Consider the following 16,260-nt stretch of genomic DNA (forward strand, 5'->3'; position numbering starts at 1 on the left):
AACTCACCACTTTCACGCAAAGAGGCCAGGCGCGCTATACATGCGAGCAACGTCGAGGTAAACGGTGAGGTTTGGAAAGATACCGGCAAACACCTCCCAACCGGCGCTCAGGTTCTTCTGGAAGGACAGCAGCTAACTGTGCAGGGTGAACGCTACCTAATGCTCAACAAACCTGCAGGCATTGTTAGCGCAACTCACGACAGCGAGCACTCAACAGCACTGGACCTTCTGCCGACCGAGCTAATCGAGCTAACCCGCAATCTTCATATCGCCGGGCGGCTAGACGCCGACACCACAGGCTTACTGCTGCTGACAACCGATGGCCAGTGGTCCCACAGGGTTACGTCCCCCAGAATAGAATGCCCGAAAACCTATCGAGTGAATTTGAGCACACCTATTTTAGATTCAACCATCCAAGACCTGGAAACAGGCGTGATGCTTCACCAGGATCCAAAACCTACGAAGCCTGCACAAGTAACGGTTCTGGAACCACAGTTGATTGAACTAACGATTTCAGAAGGGCGCTACCACCAGGTAAAGCGCATGCTGGCAGCGGCGGGTAACCACGTGGTGGCTTTGCACAGGCAACGCATTGGCGATATTGTTCTCGACCCGGTACTGGAGCCAGGCGCTTACCGGGAGTTAACAGAGCAAGAAGTCGCCTCGATCGGCTGACCTCAGCTACGCTCGAACCGCTGGGCTTTCAGGTTTTTGCGCACAGCACCTGCCTCGAACACTTCTCCGTTCATGGCTATGTACACTCCGGGCGGCAAAAGTTGCACCGCCGCCCAAGCAAAACCAATATTGAATACCGCGTCGCTACGGCGCATCCGCGCAGGCTGCATGGCACCCGTAAGAACAATGGTTTTGTCCCGCAGTGACGACAGCGCTTGAGCGGTTTCTGCCATGGTGTCAGTACCGTGGGTAATCAGTATGCGTGTGCTGTCGCAGGCGCTGACCGCCTCCCGAACCAGCACGCGATCCTCATCGGTCATTTCCAGGCTGTCTTTACGCAACAGTCCCTGCAGGCTATAGCCGTTGTGAATATTGGACTCCGCCAACAGTTCCGGCACCAGAGACTCCGCGATTTCAAACTCACTGTTGGCGTCAAAATACACCTTGTCGATGGTGCCACCTGTGGTAAAGATTCGGATCATGGCTTTCCCGCCCTGCAAAACTTGCCACACTCGCGGTTGCAAATGCTCTACTTCAAAGCTGCCGTGGTGCTGCCAGCCATGGAGTTATAAGCTGCGTTCTTTTCCTGCGCGTATTGCCGCGCCGCTTTCGCCACCTGCCCGGTGGCGCCGGTATCCAGCCAGCGCTTAATACGCCCGGCATCGCCCATGGGCGAACGGGTGCCCAAGGAATCCAGAAGCACAGTCACCACACGCTTGCCGTTCATTTTTGAAATCATAACCAAACAACGCCCGGCGTCAGACAAGTAGCCCGTTTTACTCAAGCCCACACCCCAGCTTTCACGGTGCACCAACGCATTGGTGTTGCCGAAGGACAAGCTATAACGAGGCTGCCGGAATTGGCCACGGAAATAGTCAGTTGTAGAGTACTCACGAATCTCCGGATACTTGGCCGCGGCATTAACCAGTTTCACCAGGTCTCCCGCCGTTGAAACATTCTCCACCGACAAGCCTGTGGGGTCTACAAAATGGGAGCCTGTCATGCCTAGCGCTTTTGCTTTGGCATTCATGGCATCCACAAACCCGTCAAACCCACCTGGGTGGCTTCGGGCGAGTGTGTAGGCGGCAAAGTTCTCTGACGACATCAAAGCAATACGCAGCACATCGGAGCGACGCATCTGCGAGCCCACTCGGATACGGGTGTACGCATTGGCTGCTGCGGGCGTATGGCGTTTCTGAAATGCCAGCCACTCATTTAGCGACGCACCGGACTCGAGCACTACCAAGGCCGTCATTACCTTGGTAACAGACGCAATGGGCACCGAGCGGTCGGCGTTTTTGGCAAACAACAGATCATTGCTGCCAGCCACAGCCACCGCAGCATTAACGGATGCCAGGTTAGGTCCCTGTGCATCCGCATTACTAGCGCTTTTCTCATGCGCGTGCAGTGCTAACGGCAGGCAAAGCGCCAGCCATAACGCCACTCGCGCCATATGTGTTCTGCGCATCTATAAAGTCCTGTATATATTGTAGCTAGGTATCACGGCAAATCCGTAACAGCGCCGGTCGATGCCGAGCTCACGGTGCGGCCGTATTTTGCCAACACACCTCGAGTAAAGCGCGGTTGTGGGGCCACCCAGGCTTTGCGACGGCGCTCTAGCTCTTCCGCAGAAACGTCCAGCTCCATGCTGTTTGCAACCGCATCGATGGTAATGGTATCGCCATCTTCAACCAGCGCAATAGGGCCGCCCTCCGCAGCTTCCGGTGTGATGTGGCCCACCACAAACCCGTGGCTACCGCCGGAAAAACGACCGTCAGTAATCAGTGCTACATCATTACCCAGGCCTTTGCCCATGATCGCCGACGTGGGAGTAAGCATTTCACGCATGCCCGGGCCACCCTTGGGGCCTTCGTAGCGGATCACCAGCACATCACCGGCAACCACCGTGCCGTCGATAATCCGCTCCTGAGCCTCCTCTTCCGAATGGAACACCCGGGCGCGTCCAGAAAAATGCGTGCCTTCCTTCCCGGTAATTTTGGCTACTGAGCCTTCAGGAGCCAGGTTGCCGTAAAGAATACGCAAGTGGCTGTCTGCTTTCACCGGGTTATCAAAGGCACGAATAATATCTTGGGCTTCTGAATATGGCTCCACAGAGGCCAGGTTCTCCGCCAGGGTGTGCCCAGTTACGGTCAGGCATTCACCATGCAGCAGCCCACGCTCCAGCAACATCTTCATCAACGGCTGAATGCCACCGATCGCCACCAGTTCCGACATCATATAGTGCCCGCTTGGGCGCAAATCGGCTAGCACAGGTACGCGCTTTCCAATCTCGACAAAATCTTCCAGGCTGAGCTCCACACCCACAGTACTGGCCATGGCCAGCAGGTGCAGAACCGCGTTGGTAGAACCGCCCAACGCAATAACAACCGTAATGGCGTTTTCAAAAGCCTCACGGGTCATAACATCGGAAGGCTTGATGTCTTTCTCCAGAAGATTCAAAACCGCAGCGCCTGCGGCCCGACAATCGTCCATCTTGTTGTTGGAAACGGCATTCTGCGCTGAACTGCCTGGCAGGCTCATGCCCATGGCTTCAATGGCCGAGGCCATGGTATTTGCAGTGTACATACCGCCACAGGAACCCGGGCCGGGAATGGCCGTTTCTTCAATCTGTTTTACTTCGATCAGGTCCATGTCACCCCGAGCATGGGCACCTACCGCTTCGAATACCGAGACAATGTCTGTGTGATTTTCACCGGGCAGAATCGTACCGCCATACACGAACACCGAGGGCCGATTTAATCGGGCCAGACCCATCAGGCAGCCAGGCATATTCTTGTCACAGCCACCTATGGCAACCAGTCCGTCAAAACCCTCGCAACCGGCTACGGTTTCGATGGAATCGGCAATAACTTCCCGGGAAACCAAAGAGTACTTCATGCCCAACGTGCCGTTGGCGATGCCGTCAGACACAGTGATGGTATTAAAAATCAGTGATTTTCCGCCGGCTGAATCGGCACCCGCCGAGGAGGCTTCCGCCAACTCATGGATGTGCATGTTACACGGCGTCAGATTGCTCCAGGTAGAAGCAATGCCAACCTGGGGTTTGCGGAAATCCTCATCCGTGAAACCGACGGCCCGAAGCATGGCGCGGCTGGCGGACTTGCCTATACCGTCCACCACGGGGGCGGAATAGCGGCGGCGTTTATCATCGGTCATCAGTCTCTCCTTAAAAGCGTTCACAAACCACAGTAATTGTCAGAAGGCTGCCAGACTGACCTGCATCAAGCAGCCTGATGCAGCCTTGACCTACAATCGTTTCATAATAATTAAGCCGCGGAGGCACAGCATGTCAAAACCCATTTCGCCATCAGCGGATTGCCCCAATTTTAAACTCTGGCGCCGTGGCTATGGCGTGATTGGGCATACCGAGATTACCTGCAATCGCGTGCAAAATCTCGCTTCTCGGCTTGTTGCCAGCGGCCATCAACCGGATACAGCTACAGTTTACCGCAAACTGGCAGATCTCGACCGGCTAACCAGCGCTGGCCTGTGGCTGGTTGTGCACATGACCTACGCAAACCGCGTCGATACCTCTGGCACCCCACTTGCCGCGAGAGATTTCAAGTGCGCCCCCGAGGGCCATACTGGCGGGGCATTAAATATGGTGCCGGCTTACGCGGCTTACCTGACCCTAAACAACCTGACCGGGCACACACGGAGCTGGCTGATGGGCCAAGGCCACTGCGTGGCAGCTATAGATGCGATAAATGTGCTGACCGGCAACTTGCACCCGGAACAGCGTGAACGCTACACCGGAACAGACGGCCTGTCACGAATGGTAGCGGATTTCTATAGCTATCAGCAAAAACCCGACGGCAGCACTGCTGTACCGCTGGGCAGCCACGTTAACCCCTACACAGCCGGCGGTATTATGGAAGGTGGCTATCTGGCTTTGCTGAGCTGCAATACGCACACATGCCACTACCCGGTGAATCGTTGGTGGCGTTTCTTTCTGACGGCGCTGCTGAGGAGCAGCGCGGCAGTGACTGGATACCCCGCTGGTGGCGAGCGAAAGACTGTGGCCTGGTAACACCCATCATGGTTGCCAACGGTCGCCGCATTGAACAACGCACGGAGCTGGGCACCCGCGAAGGACTTGAGCAATTTGAGGCCCATCTGGCCGCCCGCGGCTTTGACCCATTCCGCTTTGATGGCCGCGACCCGGCAGCGTTTGTTTGCGCCCTGGCAGAAATGGAACTCTCGCTTCAGGACCGCAGCCATCGCGCACTCGCAGGCGAACTGAATTATCCGGTTCGTATCCCTTACGGTATTGCCGAGACCGTAAAAGGCTTTGGCTTTTACGGCGCTGGCCTGAACCCTGCTCACAACCTGCCGCTACCTGGAAACCCGCGTATGGACATACGTGCACGAGAGTTGTTTCAGAAACACGCATCTCTTCTGTGGGTTGCGCCCCATGAGCTTGCAGACAGCATACTGCGACTGAAGGAGCACGACCAACAGGCCCGACCTCTGGAGCGAGATCACCCACTGGCCATGCGCGACCCCAAAGATCTTGTGATCCCAACCATTGCGGCATGTAACGACCGGATTTCCCCCATGCTGGCGGTGGACAACTTTTTCCGGGCACTGGTTGCGCAAAACCCCAACCTGAGAGCCAGGGTGGGCAACCCCGATGAGTTGGCCAGCAACCGCCTGAAGGGGGTGCTGGACGACCTGAAGCATAGGGTGAACGACCCCGAAAACTCGTCGGAGTCGGTGCACGGAAAAATCATCACCGTGCTAAACGAGGAAGCCGTTGTTTCTGCCTGCCTGGCAAACAAAGCAGGGCTTAACCTGGTCGCCAGCTATGAAGCCTTCTGTGTGAAAATGCTGGGGGCTGTCCGGCAGGAGCTGATCTTTGCGCGACACCAGAAAGCCGTCGGCCGCCCTGCCCGCTGGCTGGGGCTACCCATTATTGCCACCTCCCATACTTGGGAAAACGGCAAGAATGAGCAATCCCATCAAGACACCACATTCTGTGAAAGCTTGCTGGGTGAAATGAATGACGTATCCCGGGTTATTTTTCCTGCCGATTACAACAGCGCTCTTGCGGCTCTTCCCTGCGTTTTTAATAACCGGGGTACCATCAGCTGTATGATCATTCCAAAACGGGATCGGCCAAGCGTTTTCAACAGCAACGAAGCAGAAGCGCTTGCACGGCAAGGAGCTTTAGTGGTGGACGAAGATACCTCAGGGGGCGAGCCAGTACTGCTGATAGCTAACGGCGCCTATCAACTATCGGAAGCCATCCGCGCTAGCGAGCGGCTGCGAGAAACAGGCACATCATTCCGCTTAGTGTATGTTCAGGAGCCGGGGCGCTTCCGCGAGCCAAGAGATACCTTGGAAGCAGAAAGCTGTGTCTCAGAGATTGAGCGGGAACGCCTATTCCCAAATCGGTTACACCGACGAGTTGCACTGACCCATATGCGCCCAGAAGTGTTCCGTGGGCACATGCACACACTGTTCCCGGATCCGGGCCACAGCAAAGTGCTGGGTTATATTAACCGCGGCGGCACACTGAATGAGGCTGGAATGTTGTTCGCCAACCGCTGCTCTTGGGGCCATACCCTGATGGCTTGTGCCAGTGTTCTGAACAAGCCCCCCGGAGAGTGGCTGTCCAGTGCCGAACTGGCCGCCGTAGAAGGCCGCGGCGACCCAATTTTGATCACTCGCGGCCTGGCCTGATGGTCAGGGAGTAACTGGCTCCACACGCCGGTTACCAGCTCCAGGCCGCACCATCCGGCTCGCGCTACGCGCTGTGTCTATGGTGTATTCTCGGGATTTGATGGTGTCCACAAAGTACCAGTCCGCTCTGGCTTCCTGAGCGGTAAAGGTAACTACCATATAACCGCGCTGATTGATGTTCAGGTAGTCCAGATCATCCACCAGCAAGCCGATTCCCTGCTCTGCGCCACCAATCAGCTCTTGCGGCAGCTCAAGATATTCTTCCAGCCCTGGCGATGAAACCGACGCCGTTGCGAACTCCACGCCAATTTGATTGCCGTTAAAATCCTTCAAGTTATTGGCCCAAGCGTTATGAGTGTCGCCAGCCAGTACCACAAGGTTTTTATTCAACGCCTTGGCAGCGCCCAGCACCACCTCCCGCTCGTACTGATAGCCATCCCACGCATCAAGATTATAAGGAGCAACGGTATCTATCCGCGCCAGCTCTGTGGGTGTGAGTGTGGGATCGTTCGCGAGCTGCCGACCTTTGAGCTGCGCGAGCTCTCCAAGCATCTGAGGCAAACCGTCAAAGTCTTCGGTTGCGATTTTTCCCAATAACTCCGCTGGCAGATTCATCCGTCCCATCAAAATCTGCTGCCCAAGCACTTGCCAGGTGGCAGCAGAGTATCCCAGCGACGTCTGTAGCCAAAGCAGCTGCTCAGCACCCAACAACGTCCGATTCTGGCTCCCAACATCTGCAATGAACCGAGCCTGATCAAGCCCTGCTGCTGTGAAATAGTCCATGTAATCCAGCTGTTCATCCCGGCCCATATGGCGGGTATCCAGCATGTGCAGGTCAACCAGATTTCCAAACCGGAAGGTACGGAAAATCGCCTCGTCATTGCCTTCAATCACCGGTCGAATAGGCATCCACTCAAAGTACGCTTGCAAAGCTTCAAGCTTGCGGGTGCCATAGTCGCCTTCACCGGAATTATGGTTTCCGGCACCGTTTTCCCAGGCATCGTTCGCAATTTCATGGTCATCCCAAACTGCGATAAACGGCACTCTACTATGCAGGGCCTGGAGATCTGCATCTGCCCGGTAAATGCCGTAACGGCGCCGATAGTGCTTTAATCTAATCAGCTCCAAATCGTTGTCAGAGGGGAAAGTGCGGTTGAGCGCAGCGGCATCGCCCGCCCCATAACTATCAGCTGCACTGCTGTACTCGTAAATGTAATCGCCCAGATGCACAATCACATCCACGTCATCCCGCTTACTGATCTCGCGATATACATTGAAATAGCCCGCGGGGTAATTGGCACAGGAGACGACTGCCAGCCGAACCGAATCCACCTCGCCCTCAGGTAGCGTGAGTGTCGTGCCCACCGAGGATTGGCTATCGGAAGTGTGGAACCGGTAGTAGTAGGTTTGTCCAGAGGCTAGACCTCGAACGTCCACTTTAACCGTAAAGTCGTGGGCGTTTCTGGCCTCTGCTGTGCCAGAGTGAACGAGGTTTTCAAAGCCTGAATCGGTTGCCACTTCCCAAGCTACACTCACTGGCTTCTCAAAATCTCTATTCGGTATCGCGCGGGTCCAGAGAACTACCCCATCCGCCAAAGGGTCACCACTTGCAACACCGTGAGTAAATTCAGTAGAGCGTTTGTCGTCGCTATCAAATACGCACCCGGCCAAACCGGTTGAGACAACTACTGCGCCCATGCCCATAGCGGACGCCTTCAGGAAGTCCCGTCTCGTTAGTTTTGTCATTATTATATTTCCATTTCAATTCCTGGTACCGGGCACCAAAAAGCCCGAAACGCAACAGCTTGCCCCGTGTGGCGTCACCATAGAATCTAGTCTGAACAAGCCGGTATGGCACTGTCGAATTACGACAAATCAGTATCAAATCACGACAAGCGAGCGGAAAACCAAACACCGTCAAAGCGGCAAGGTACTAACGGAGCGGAGAGAACAGCGGGAGGCGGAAAAAACAACAAGGTACCCGTCTTACCGGGCACCCTGCGGGTCGCTTGTTTACGATTTACGTGGGTCTGTTTCTGCTACCCAAGGAGTGGCTTGCCGGCTATCACGGAAGGCGATAAGGCTTTCAATTCCAGAAAAATCCACAAGGTCGCGGAAATCCAGCCAGTCCACCAAGCAATAGAGGCACACGGCTGGATAATTCCACTCCTCAAACTGCCCATCTTCAACCTGAGCTGCGAGGGTGCGCATAGTGGTCATGATGCGCTCGCGCTGCAGGTCAAACAACAACACGCCCGGAGTATCCACATCCAGCCCGGAACGCTTGCCTAAAAGCAGGATGACTGCGGAATCATTAGCGCCATCAATGAGAGTGAGCTGATTTTGCTGATCCCAGGTGAGAGGATCGCGGCCCTGCTTGGAGCTGATATACCTGGAAATTATTCGAGAATCGTAAATCTCCTGACCATCGCTTTCCAGCACAGGGATTTTGAGTGCCGGATTGCTACGCCTGATTTCATCGCGATCTTCGCCATAAATATCAAGGTTAACAAATTCGTAGGGCTCTTCATCCAGCAGAATGCGGATACGCCGCACATAGGGCGAGGTGGTTGATCCAATCAGCTTCATAAACTCTCCGGTTGTATAACCCAGTAATACTCTGTGAGCAGCTAAAATGTACCACATCAGCGCCCTAAGACAGCAAAATAACAGGGCTTTTACAACAAAAAAAGGCAGCCGAAGCTGCCTTTTTGGCGGTTACTACTCTATCCGAACGGGATTAGAGAGGAGTAACGTTCTCCGCCTGAGGGCCTTTCTGGCCCTGGGTAACAGTAAACTCAACTTGCTGGCCTTCTGCCAGAGTCTTGAAACCGCTGCCCTGAATTGCGCTGTAGTGAACAAAAACGTCCGGGCCGCCTTCACGAGTGATAAAGCCAAAGCCTTTTGCTTCGTTGAAGAACTTAACAGTACCGGTAGTAGTAGACATACTTAAACTTCCTGAAATCAATCATATTATCTGCTGCCATTCACTGAATGTGGCCGGTCAGCGTTTTACGGAAATACAGAACTCGCGGAATCAAAAACAGGACGGTCACTACTAACTGCGGAGTACGTCTTATTCATGAAATGCTTTGCTGAATCTTTCCTTCACAAATCACTCTACTCTTGAATCACTGGCTTGCCAAGTAGATTTAGCACAAATCGTGTAGGTAGAGTCACTAATTATCCTTTTACCAGGCTAAAAGTGTAAATGCCCAGCGCGGTCATCAAAATGGAGCCAATTACATGGAGAAAAATGCCGGTTATTGCCATGGTCCATTTGCCATCCTGAATCGCTGCAAACATTTCCAGGGAAAACGTCGAGAACGTTGTTAATGCACCACACAGCCCAGTGATCGCAAACAGGCGCCATTCTGGCGCAAGCGTGCTGGCTTGGCTGAAATAGCCTATCAACAAGCCAACCAACCACCCCCCGCTAAGGTTAGCTGCAAGCGTTCCAACTGGAATGGCATGGTAGCTGGTGTTCAGCCACAACCCCAGCAGCCAACGCAGGTTGGCGCCAATGACGGCGCCAACACTAACGGCAACGAACGATAACCACACTAGCGGCCTCTCGCCGTACTAGGCTGGGTTGTGATCAATTACGGTGTCCTTGTTATGGGCAAACGCATCAAACGGGAAGTCATCCACAGTAAGCATTTCGAGAACGACCGCCTCGTACTCACGCATGAACTGAGCTTCTTCTTTGGTATAGATGCCCGCTTCCAGCGCCGCGTCAAAGCGCTCTTCCGGATGCAGTGCAGTCATCGGCAGTTCTTCTTTGGCGTACGCTTTGGTCGCTTTACGATAGAGCTGCTCGGCTTTGTCGTAGTTTTTCAGAAGATCATTGTAACGGGCCACGGGATTTTCCACCGAACCTTCACCCTCTGTAGTCCAGGTGCTGGCGAGCAGCTTGTGTCGAATGGGCGTATCGGTGGAAATGAACCGCGCAAGTTTGCGCGTTTGATCATCATGAGGATTACCCCAACGCCGACCTAAAGGCAGGGTGACCGCGCGCAACACCACAGAGACTGCGCGATTAGGCAGGTTCTGGAGAAATTCGTCCAACGCATCTTCGGTGCGGTGCAGCAGCATACCGAGGCTGTACTGCATCACCTCTTTTTCGCCTTCCACCGGCTGGGTTTCATGCCAGTTTTTGAGCACCATGGAAGCCAGATACAGGTTGGATAGCATGTCACCAAGGCGCGCAGATATCAGCTCGCGCATCTTTAGCTCGCTGCCCAGCGTGGTCATGGCTGCATCGGAGCACAAACCAAAGGCCGCACTGAAGCGTGCGACAGCCTGAGCATATTTGCGGCTGGCACTATCAAACGGTACGTCTGCACGGCCAAGGCTGAGCGCTTGAGTGAAAGCGCGCGCAGCGTTGCCGAAGATCAGGCCGGCATGGCCAAAGAAGGCATCGTCAAAAGCGTTGATATCGTCATTATCTTTGGCCGCCAGCTCTTTGAGCACGTAGGGGTGACAGCGAATAGCACCCTGGCCGAAGATCATCAGGCTACGGGTCATAATATTAGCGCCTTCCACAGTAATAGATACCGCAGCGCCATTGTAGCCAATGCCCAGGTAATTACGGGGCCCAAGAGTCACGGTTTTACCGCCGTGAACATCCATTGCGTCCGTCAGGACCTCACGCTGAAATTCAGTCAGGTGATATTTCAGGATCGCCGAAGGCACGGCAGGTTTTTCGCCTTTATCGATCATGTTGGCTGTGTGGTTGACAGCCGCCTGAGCGATGTAGGTTTTTGCAGCAATGCGGGCCAGGGGCTCCTGCACACCTTCCATATCTGCTACGGGGGTGTTGAACTGCCGGCGAATACGGGTGAAACCACCCGCAGTGCCCACTGCGTAGGCAGCTGAACCTGCAGCACCTGAGGGTAGCGTAATGCAGCGACCCACAGAGAGGCACTCAACCAACATGCGCCAACCTTGGCCAGCCATTTCCATGCCGCCAATAATGTAATCCAGCGGTATGAATACGTCCTTACCGATAATCGGACCATTCAGGAACGGGCTGCCGATGGGGCAATGACGGCGGCCGATTTCCATGCCTTTGGTATCGCGGGGGATCAGCGCACAGGTAATGCCGTAATCTTTGGTATCACCAAGCAGACCGTCCGGATCAAACATGCGGAACGCCAAGCCGACTACCGTGGCGATGGGTGCAAGTGTAATCCAGCGTTTTTCAAAGTTAAGCTTAATGCCAACTACTTCTTTGCCGTCAATTTCCTGCTTACACACAATGCCCGCGTCTGGCAGTGAGGTGGCATCCGAACCCGCGCGGGGACCGGTAAGGCCAAAACAAGGAATTTCCCGGCCGTCAGCCAGGCGCGGCAAATAATGATTCTTCTGCTCATCTGTGCCGTACTTCAACAGCAGCTCGCCAGGGCCAAGAGAGTTGGGTACGCCTACCGAGACCATCAGCATTTCATTGGCGGCAATTTTCTGCAGCACGGCTGTCTGGGCTTTGGCAGAGAAGCCAAGGCCGCCGTATTCTTTGGGGATAATCATCCCGAAGAACTTCTCCCTCTTGAGAAAGTCCCAAAGCTCTTTCGGAAGATCTGCACGCTCAACGGCAATATCCCAGGCATTGCATTGGGCGATGGCTTGAACGCACTGGTTATCTACGAAGGCCTGCTCTTCTTCACTCAGGCCTGTATGACGGTTGATCAGAAGGTTGTGCCAGTCTGGCCGGCCCGTAAACAATTCGCCGTCCCAACCTACGGTGCCCGCCTCAAGTGCTACTTTCTCTGTATCAGATACCTTTGGAGCGACTTTTTTGAACATGGCAAAAATGCGCGGTGTAAGCCAGCTCTGGCGCAAGGCTGGCAACCCGGCTGCAGCGGTAACAGCGGCACCGATAAAGAGAATTAGGGCAAGCCATCCTGATGCAAAGATCATCGACAGTACGCCGACGACGATCATCACACCAATAGCGGGCTTGGCGCCGGATTCGCGTCGCATGACAACCAGCAAACTTACCAGTGCCACCAGAAACAGAATAAAAGTCATCATAGGTTCTCTCTGTCTTCCATGGATAAAAACTATAAATCGTTACGTTGAAGATATCGTATCAGATGACCACTGACCAGCAGGCACGGCGGCACTCTGGGTGATAAACGCTCCAAAATGCGCCCTCATGAAGTGACAATGACCCGAATACCTTCCAGAGCCAGACTTGCATGCCCGATTGCTTCACGAGCAGCAATAAGCTGGTTACGGAAGAAATCAATTTCTTCTTCGCGAATGGCCGGATTCACTTTCTTCAGGGCTTCCAGCCTGCGTATCTCCGGCTCAAAGTTTGCCTCCAGCTGCGCCAACGCTTTTTGCTTCATAGGCTCCAGGTGTGGCGCGGATAGCCGCTCCACGTGATCCACCATGGTTTCCACCTGTGGTCGAATCTGTGGCACAACCGCCTGGGCCGTGCGCCGGCGAATGTTAGAGCACAAGTCGTTCAAGCGATCATGAGGCAAAGCCGCTGAGAGCTCTTTGCCGTTCACGTCCACCAACAGCCGCAAGGGGGAAACGGGCAAATAGCGGGTCAATTGCAAAGCTTCCGGCGCCGGGCAGTGCACGGTCATTAAGGCCTCCATCAGCAACGTGCCCGCAGGCAACGCCTTCACCGACAAACTGGCCAGAGCCGCCTTGCCGAGCCCAGAGCTGGTTACCGAGTCCATGACACCGGTAACCATGGGGTGCTCCCAACTCATGAAGGCGATATCTTCACGCTCCAGCGCATGCTGGCGATCCCAGGTAACGGTTACACCGTCTTCAGGTAGCTCGGCTACGTGGCCGGCCTGATATTGCTCACCCGGGCGCAGAATGTCTGCATGCTCAGAATGGTCTTCTATATCCACCCCGAGAATGTCGAAGGCTTCTATCATGTAGTCACGTACCTGAACCGAGCCTTCTTCCTCTTCAATGCCAGCAATCAGTGTGTCGGCTATATCTGTGCGGCAGGAATTGAGCTCAATCAGTGCATCCCGGCCATTTTGCAGAAGCGTTTTCAACCGAGCAGTCTCAGCCGCGGAGGCCTCAACCAAACCATCCAGCACGGAAAGCTCGCCTTCAATAGCGCTCTTCCATTGCTCGCTGACTTTTTCCTGCACCGCCACGCCAACGGCACAGCTTTCAGCAAACGCATTCAGGCCTTCCTGGAACCAGCGATACTGAACCTCTTGAGCGGTGTTCTGAAGATAAGGTATGTGAATATCAATAGTTTCGGTCTGGCCAATTCGGTCCAGGCGCCCTATTCGCTGTTCCAGCAGGTCGGGGTTCGCGGGCAGATCAAACAGCACCAAATGGTGAGCAAACTGAAAATTACGCCCTTCGCTGCCAATTTCCGAGCAAATCAATGCCTGGGCGCCCTGCTCGTCATCGGCAAAATAGGCGGCAGCTCGATCACGCTCCACAAGGCTTAGATGCTCATGGAATGCCGCACTGCGAATACCCGCACGCAGTTGAAGGTAGTGCTCCAGAGCCATAGCCGTTTCAGCCATGGCGCAGATAACCACCACCTTGGCGGGGCGAAGGCTTGCCAGTTTTTTCTCCAGCCAGGCAACCCTCGGATCATCCGCCAGCCACTGCTCTTCAGACACCGACTGCTCCGGGGCAAGTCCCGGGTAACCAAATTCCTGACCCAGGTACATGCCAGGGCACGCCAGAGGAACTGCACTGGCCCGACGCTCAGGAAAGCCTTGAATAGCAGCGCGGGTATTTCGAAAAAGAACCCGCCCGGTACCGTGGCGATCAAGCAGCGCGTCAATAATGGACTGGCGTGGCGAATCGCCTTTCAGCAACTGTGGCAGCTCATCGCCCAGCCAAGCTTCCAGCGCCTTGCGGTCATCCTCGTGGATATCCGAACTCTCATCCTGCAGGCGCCGCACAACGGCGTTGATCGTTTCGTACTGTTGCTCTTCTTCCTGAAACGCCTGCAAATCATGAAAGCGCGCTGGGTCGAGCAAGCGAAGCCGAGCAAAATGGCTGGCCACGCCCACCTGTTCCGGCGTTGCCGTCAGCAACAGCAAACCTTCGCTTGCCGCAGAAAGCTCTTCTACTAACTGGTATTCAGGGCTAACGCTCTCGGGGCTCCAGGCCAAGTGATGGGCCTCATCCACAATCATCAGGTCCCAGCCAGCCTTCAGGGCATCCTTCTGGGCTCTTTTGCTGTTCACCAGGAAGTCGAGACTGCACAGCACCAGCTGGTCACTTTCAAACGGATTAGCGGCAGCTTCGTCACCAAAGATATGGCTCATCAAAGCATCGACATCGTCCTCGCTATCCTTAAGGGCGTCATAACGGCTTTGATCAACAATAGAGAAGCGTAAATTGAAGCGCCGGAGCATCTCCACAAGCCACTGATGAATCAGGGAATCGGGCACTACAATCAGGGCACGCCGAGCCCGGCCGGTCTGCAACTGATAATGCAGAATAAGGCCAGCTTCAATGGTTTTACCCAGTCCAACTTCATCTGCCAAAAGCACCCGCGGCGCATGGCGCTTTGCCACTTCGTGAGCAATATAGATCTGGTGCTGCAAATGCTGCGTGCGCGCGCCAATCAAGCCCCTTGCGGGTGAAGCCCGCAACCGGTCCATGTGCTGCAGTGTCGCGAAACGCAGGCGGAAGGCGCCGTTGCGATCAAACTGGCCAGCGAACAGGCGCTGATGAGGCGCCGAGAAATTTACGGAGCCGGCAAGCTTTACCTCAGAAATCTGCTCAATGTTTTCATCAAGCTGTCCGCCGCCATCGGCCTCTGCGTGGTACAGCAGAACCCCACCGAGATCCCCTACCGCTCGCACCAGATATTTGGCGCCTTCGAAGGTCTCAATCTCCTCACCAATCTGGTATACGATGCGAGACAGCGGCGCATTATCAATAGCGTAAGTGCGCTCTTCGTCAGCAGCAGGAAACCCCAGAGTAACTCGCCGGCCGGAGATTTCTGTCACTATGCCCAAACCAAGCGCTGTATCACTGTGGCTGACCCAGCGCTGACCAATAACAAATTCCGATGCGTCCAAAAAACCTCCAGACTCTTTAATTTCGTGTTGCGCCGTTTTCACGTACCCAATAAGCGGTGGCGCCGCAGACGGCTGCAGGAACCACAAAAAGATTCAAAATAGGCACCATGGCCGCCAAAGCCACTGGTAGCCCGAACCCCAGCGCAGACAGCCGGGTGTCAGCAAGCTGTTGGCGCAATGCCGGAAAGCTCACCTTGTGGTTGTCTGCGGAATAATCCACATACTGCAAAGCCATCATCCAACTGTTAAACAAAAACCAAAGCACTGCCGCAACCAGGTTGACCACCGGGATCAAGCCAATAATAAACAAGCCTATCGCTCGCGGCAGGTAGTAAACGATTTTTTGAACTTCGCGCCAAAGTGCGCGGGGAGTGTCTTTTATGATAGCTGCCCAACCGCCATCTGTGCTGACTTCCTGGCCGGTGAGATGTTTTTCAGTGAGCTCTGCCAGGTAGCCGTAAAACGGGGAACCAATAAGGTTGGCGACGATCACAAAGCCGTATGCCAGCATGAGCAGAATCACGGCTCCGTAGAGAATCCAGAAAAGCCAGTCCAGCGCCTGCAGCCACGCCCAATCGGGCAGCCATCCCATAGCGGTCGCAATTAAGGCACCGAAGATCTCACCCAGAAAATAGAACAGCAACCCGAAGAGCAATATGTTGATTATCAGCGGAATCACAACGAACAGACGCAAGCCAGGCTGGCGTATCAGGCGAAAACCTTCACCCAGGTAGCCCAGTCCACGAAAAAAATTACCTCTGAGCATTGCTGATTAGCCTCCGCTTCAATGACAATGACGGGGTGCAGAGCATATCATGTTGAAAACCTTCACACAGCCAGAGAA

At 54.6% G+C, this 16,260-nt stretch carries 11 protein-coding genes and 1 pseudogene; 2 read left to right on the forward strand and 10 right to left on the reverse strand.

Annotated elements, in window-relative coordinates:
- Positions 1 to 675: pseudouridine synthase (locus tag BCA33_RS10665; RefSeq protein WP_071265701.1), on the forward strand; the 675-nt coding region annotated here is incomplete at its 5' end.
- Between the two features lie 2 nt (positions 676 to 677).
- Here BCA33_RS10665 and BCA33_RS10670 read toward each other — a convergent pair.
- Genes BCA33_RS10670 through ilvD form a run of 3 tightly spaced genes read right to left on the reverse strand, consistent with a single transcriptional unit; the run spans position 678 to position 3,852 of the window.
- Positions 678 to 1,157, reverse strand: coding sequence for an asparaginase domain-containing protein (locus BCA33_RS10670; RefSeq protein ID WP_071265703.1), 480 nt, complete (start codon positions 1,155 to 1,157; stop codon positions 678 to 680).
- Positions 1,158 to 1,204: 47 nt separating this feature from the next.
- On the reverse strand, positions 1,205 to 2,143 hold the full coding sequence (gene pbpG / locus BCA33_RS10675; RefSeq protein WP_083394721.1) for a D-alanyl-D-alanine endopeptidase: 939 nt from the start codon (positions 2,141 to 2,143) through the stop codon (positions 1,205 to 1,207).
- A gap of 32 nt (positions 2,144 to 2,175) precedes the next feature.
- Complete coding sequence (ilvD, locus tag BCA33_RS10680; RefSeq protein WP_071265705.1) at positions 2,176 to 3,852, reverse strand: dihydroxy-acid dehydratase; 1,677 nt, start codon at positions 3,850 to 3,852, stop codon at positions 2,176 to 2,178.
- Between the two features lie 130 nt (positions 3,853 to 3,982).
- Here ilvD and BCA33_RS10685 point away from each other — a divergent pair.
- Positions 3,983 to 6,381: pseudogene (locus BCA33_RS10685) on the forward strand (xylulose 5-phosphate 3-epimerase).
- 3 nt (positions 6,382 to 6,384) lie between these two features.
- Here the strand turns inward: BCA33_RS10685 and BCA33_RS10690 are convergent.
- The 7 genes from BCA33_RS10690 to cysZ form a co-directional block, all read right to left on the reverse strand.
- Positions 6,385 to 8,127, reverse strand: coding sequence for an alkaline phosphatase (locus BCA33_RS10690; RefSeq protein WP_071265707.1), 1,743 nt, complete (start codon positions 8,125 to 8,127; stop codon positions 6,385 to 6,387).
- Positions 8,128 to 8,394: 267 nt separating this feature from the next.
- Positions 8,395 to 8,970 carry a glutathione S-transferase family protein gene (locus BCA33_RS10695; RefSeq protein WP_071265709.1) on the reverse strand — a complete coding sequence of 192 codons (576 nt, stop codon included), beginning with the start codon at positions 8,968 to 8,970 and terminating at the stop codon, positions 8,395 to 8,397.
- Between the two features lie 151 nt (positions 8,971 to 9,121).
- Complete coding sequence (locus BCA33_RS10700; protein WP_071265711.1) at positions 9,122 to 9,328, reverse strand: cold-shock protein; 207 nt, start codon at positions 9,326 to 9,328, stop codon at positions 9,122 to 9,124.
- A 236-nt stretch (positions 9,329 to 9,564) separates the two neighbouring features.
- Positions 9,565 to 9,945, reverse strand: a complete 381-nt coding sequence (gene crcB, locus BCA33_RS10705; protein WP_071265713.1) for a fluoride efflux transporter CrcB — start codon at positions 9,943 to 9,945, stop codon at positions 9,565 to 9,567.
- Positions 9,946 to 9,963: 18 nt separating this feature from the next.
- Positions 9,964 to 12,414 (reverse strand): acyl-CoA dehydrogenase, encoded by a 2,451-nt coding sequence (locus BCA33_RS10710; protein WP_071265715.1) that lies wholly within the window; start codon positions 12,412 to 12,414, stop codon positions 9,964 to 9,966.
- A gap of 122 nt (positions 12,415 to 12,536) precedes the next feature.
- Positions 12,537 to 15,416 carry an RNA polymerase-associated protein RapA gene (gene rapA, locus BCA33_RS10715; protein ID WP_071265717.1) on the reverse strand — a complete coding sequence of 960 codons (2,880 nt, stop codon included), beginning with the start codon at positions 15,414 to 15,416 and terminating at the stop codon, positions 12,537 to 12,539.
- Between the two features lie 16 nt (positions 15,417 to 15,432).
- On the reverse strand, positions 15,433 to 16,182 hold the full coding sequence (gene cysZ / locus BCA33_RS10720; protein ID WP_071265719.1) for a sulfate transporter CysZ: 750 nt from the start codon (positions 16,180 to 16,182) through the stop codon (positions 15,433 to 15,435).
- Positions 16,183 to 16,260 lie beyond the last annotated feature (78 nt).

Source organism: Marinobacter sp. AC-23 (assembly GCF_001858325.1).
GTDB lineage: Bacteria > Pseudomonadota > Gammaproteobacteria > Pseudomonadales > Oleiphilaceae > Marinobacter.

Bases quoted from the DNA above. Each gene is read 5' to 3' on its own strand.
- BCA33_RS10695 (WP_071265709.1), bottom strand. From the start codon at position 8,970: ATGAAGCTGATTGGATCAACCACCTCGCCCTATGTGCGGCGTATCCGC.
- BCA33_RS10700 (WP_071265711.1), bottom strand. From the start codon at position 9,328: ATGTCTACTACTACCGGTACTGTTAAGTTCTTCAACGAAGCAAAAGGC.
- BCA33_RS10690 (WP_071265707.1), bottom strand. From the start codon at position 8,127: ATGACAAAACTAACGAGACGGGACTTCCTGAAGGCGTCCGCTATGGGC.
- BCA33_RS10710 (WP_071265715.1), bottom strand. From the start codon at position 12,414: ATGATGACTTTTATTCTGTTTCTGGTGGCACTGGTAAGTTTGCTGGTT.
- cysZ (WP_071265719.1), bottom strand. From the start codon at position 16,182: ATGCTCAGAGGTAATTTTTTTCGTGGACTGGGCTACCTGGGTGAAGGT.
- pbpG (WP_083394721.1), bottom strand. From the start codon at position 2,143: ATGCGCAGAACACATATGGCGCGAGTGGCGTTATGGCTGGCGCTTTGC.
- BCA33_RS10670 (WP_071265703.1), bottom strand. From the start codon at position 1,157: ATGATCCGAATCTTTACCACAGGTGGCACCATCGACAAGGTGTATTTT.
- ilvD (WP_071265705.1), bottom strand. From the start codon at position 3,852: ATGACCGATGATAAACGCCGCCGCTATTCCGCCCCCGTGGTGGACGGT.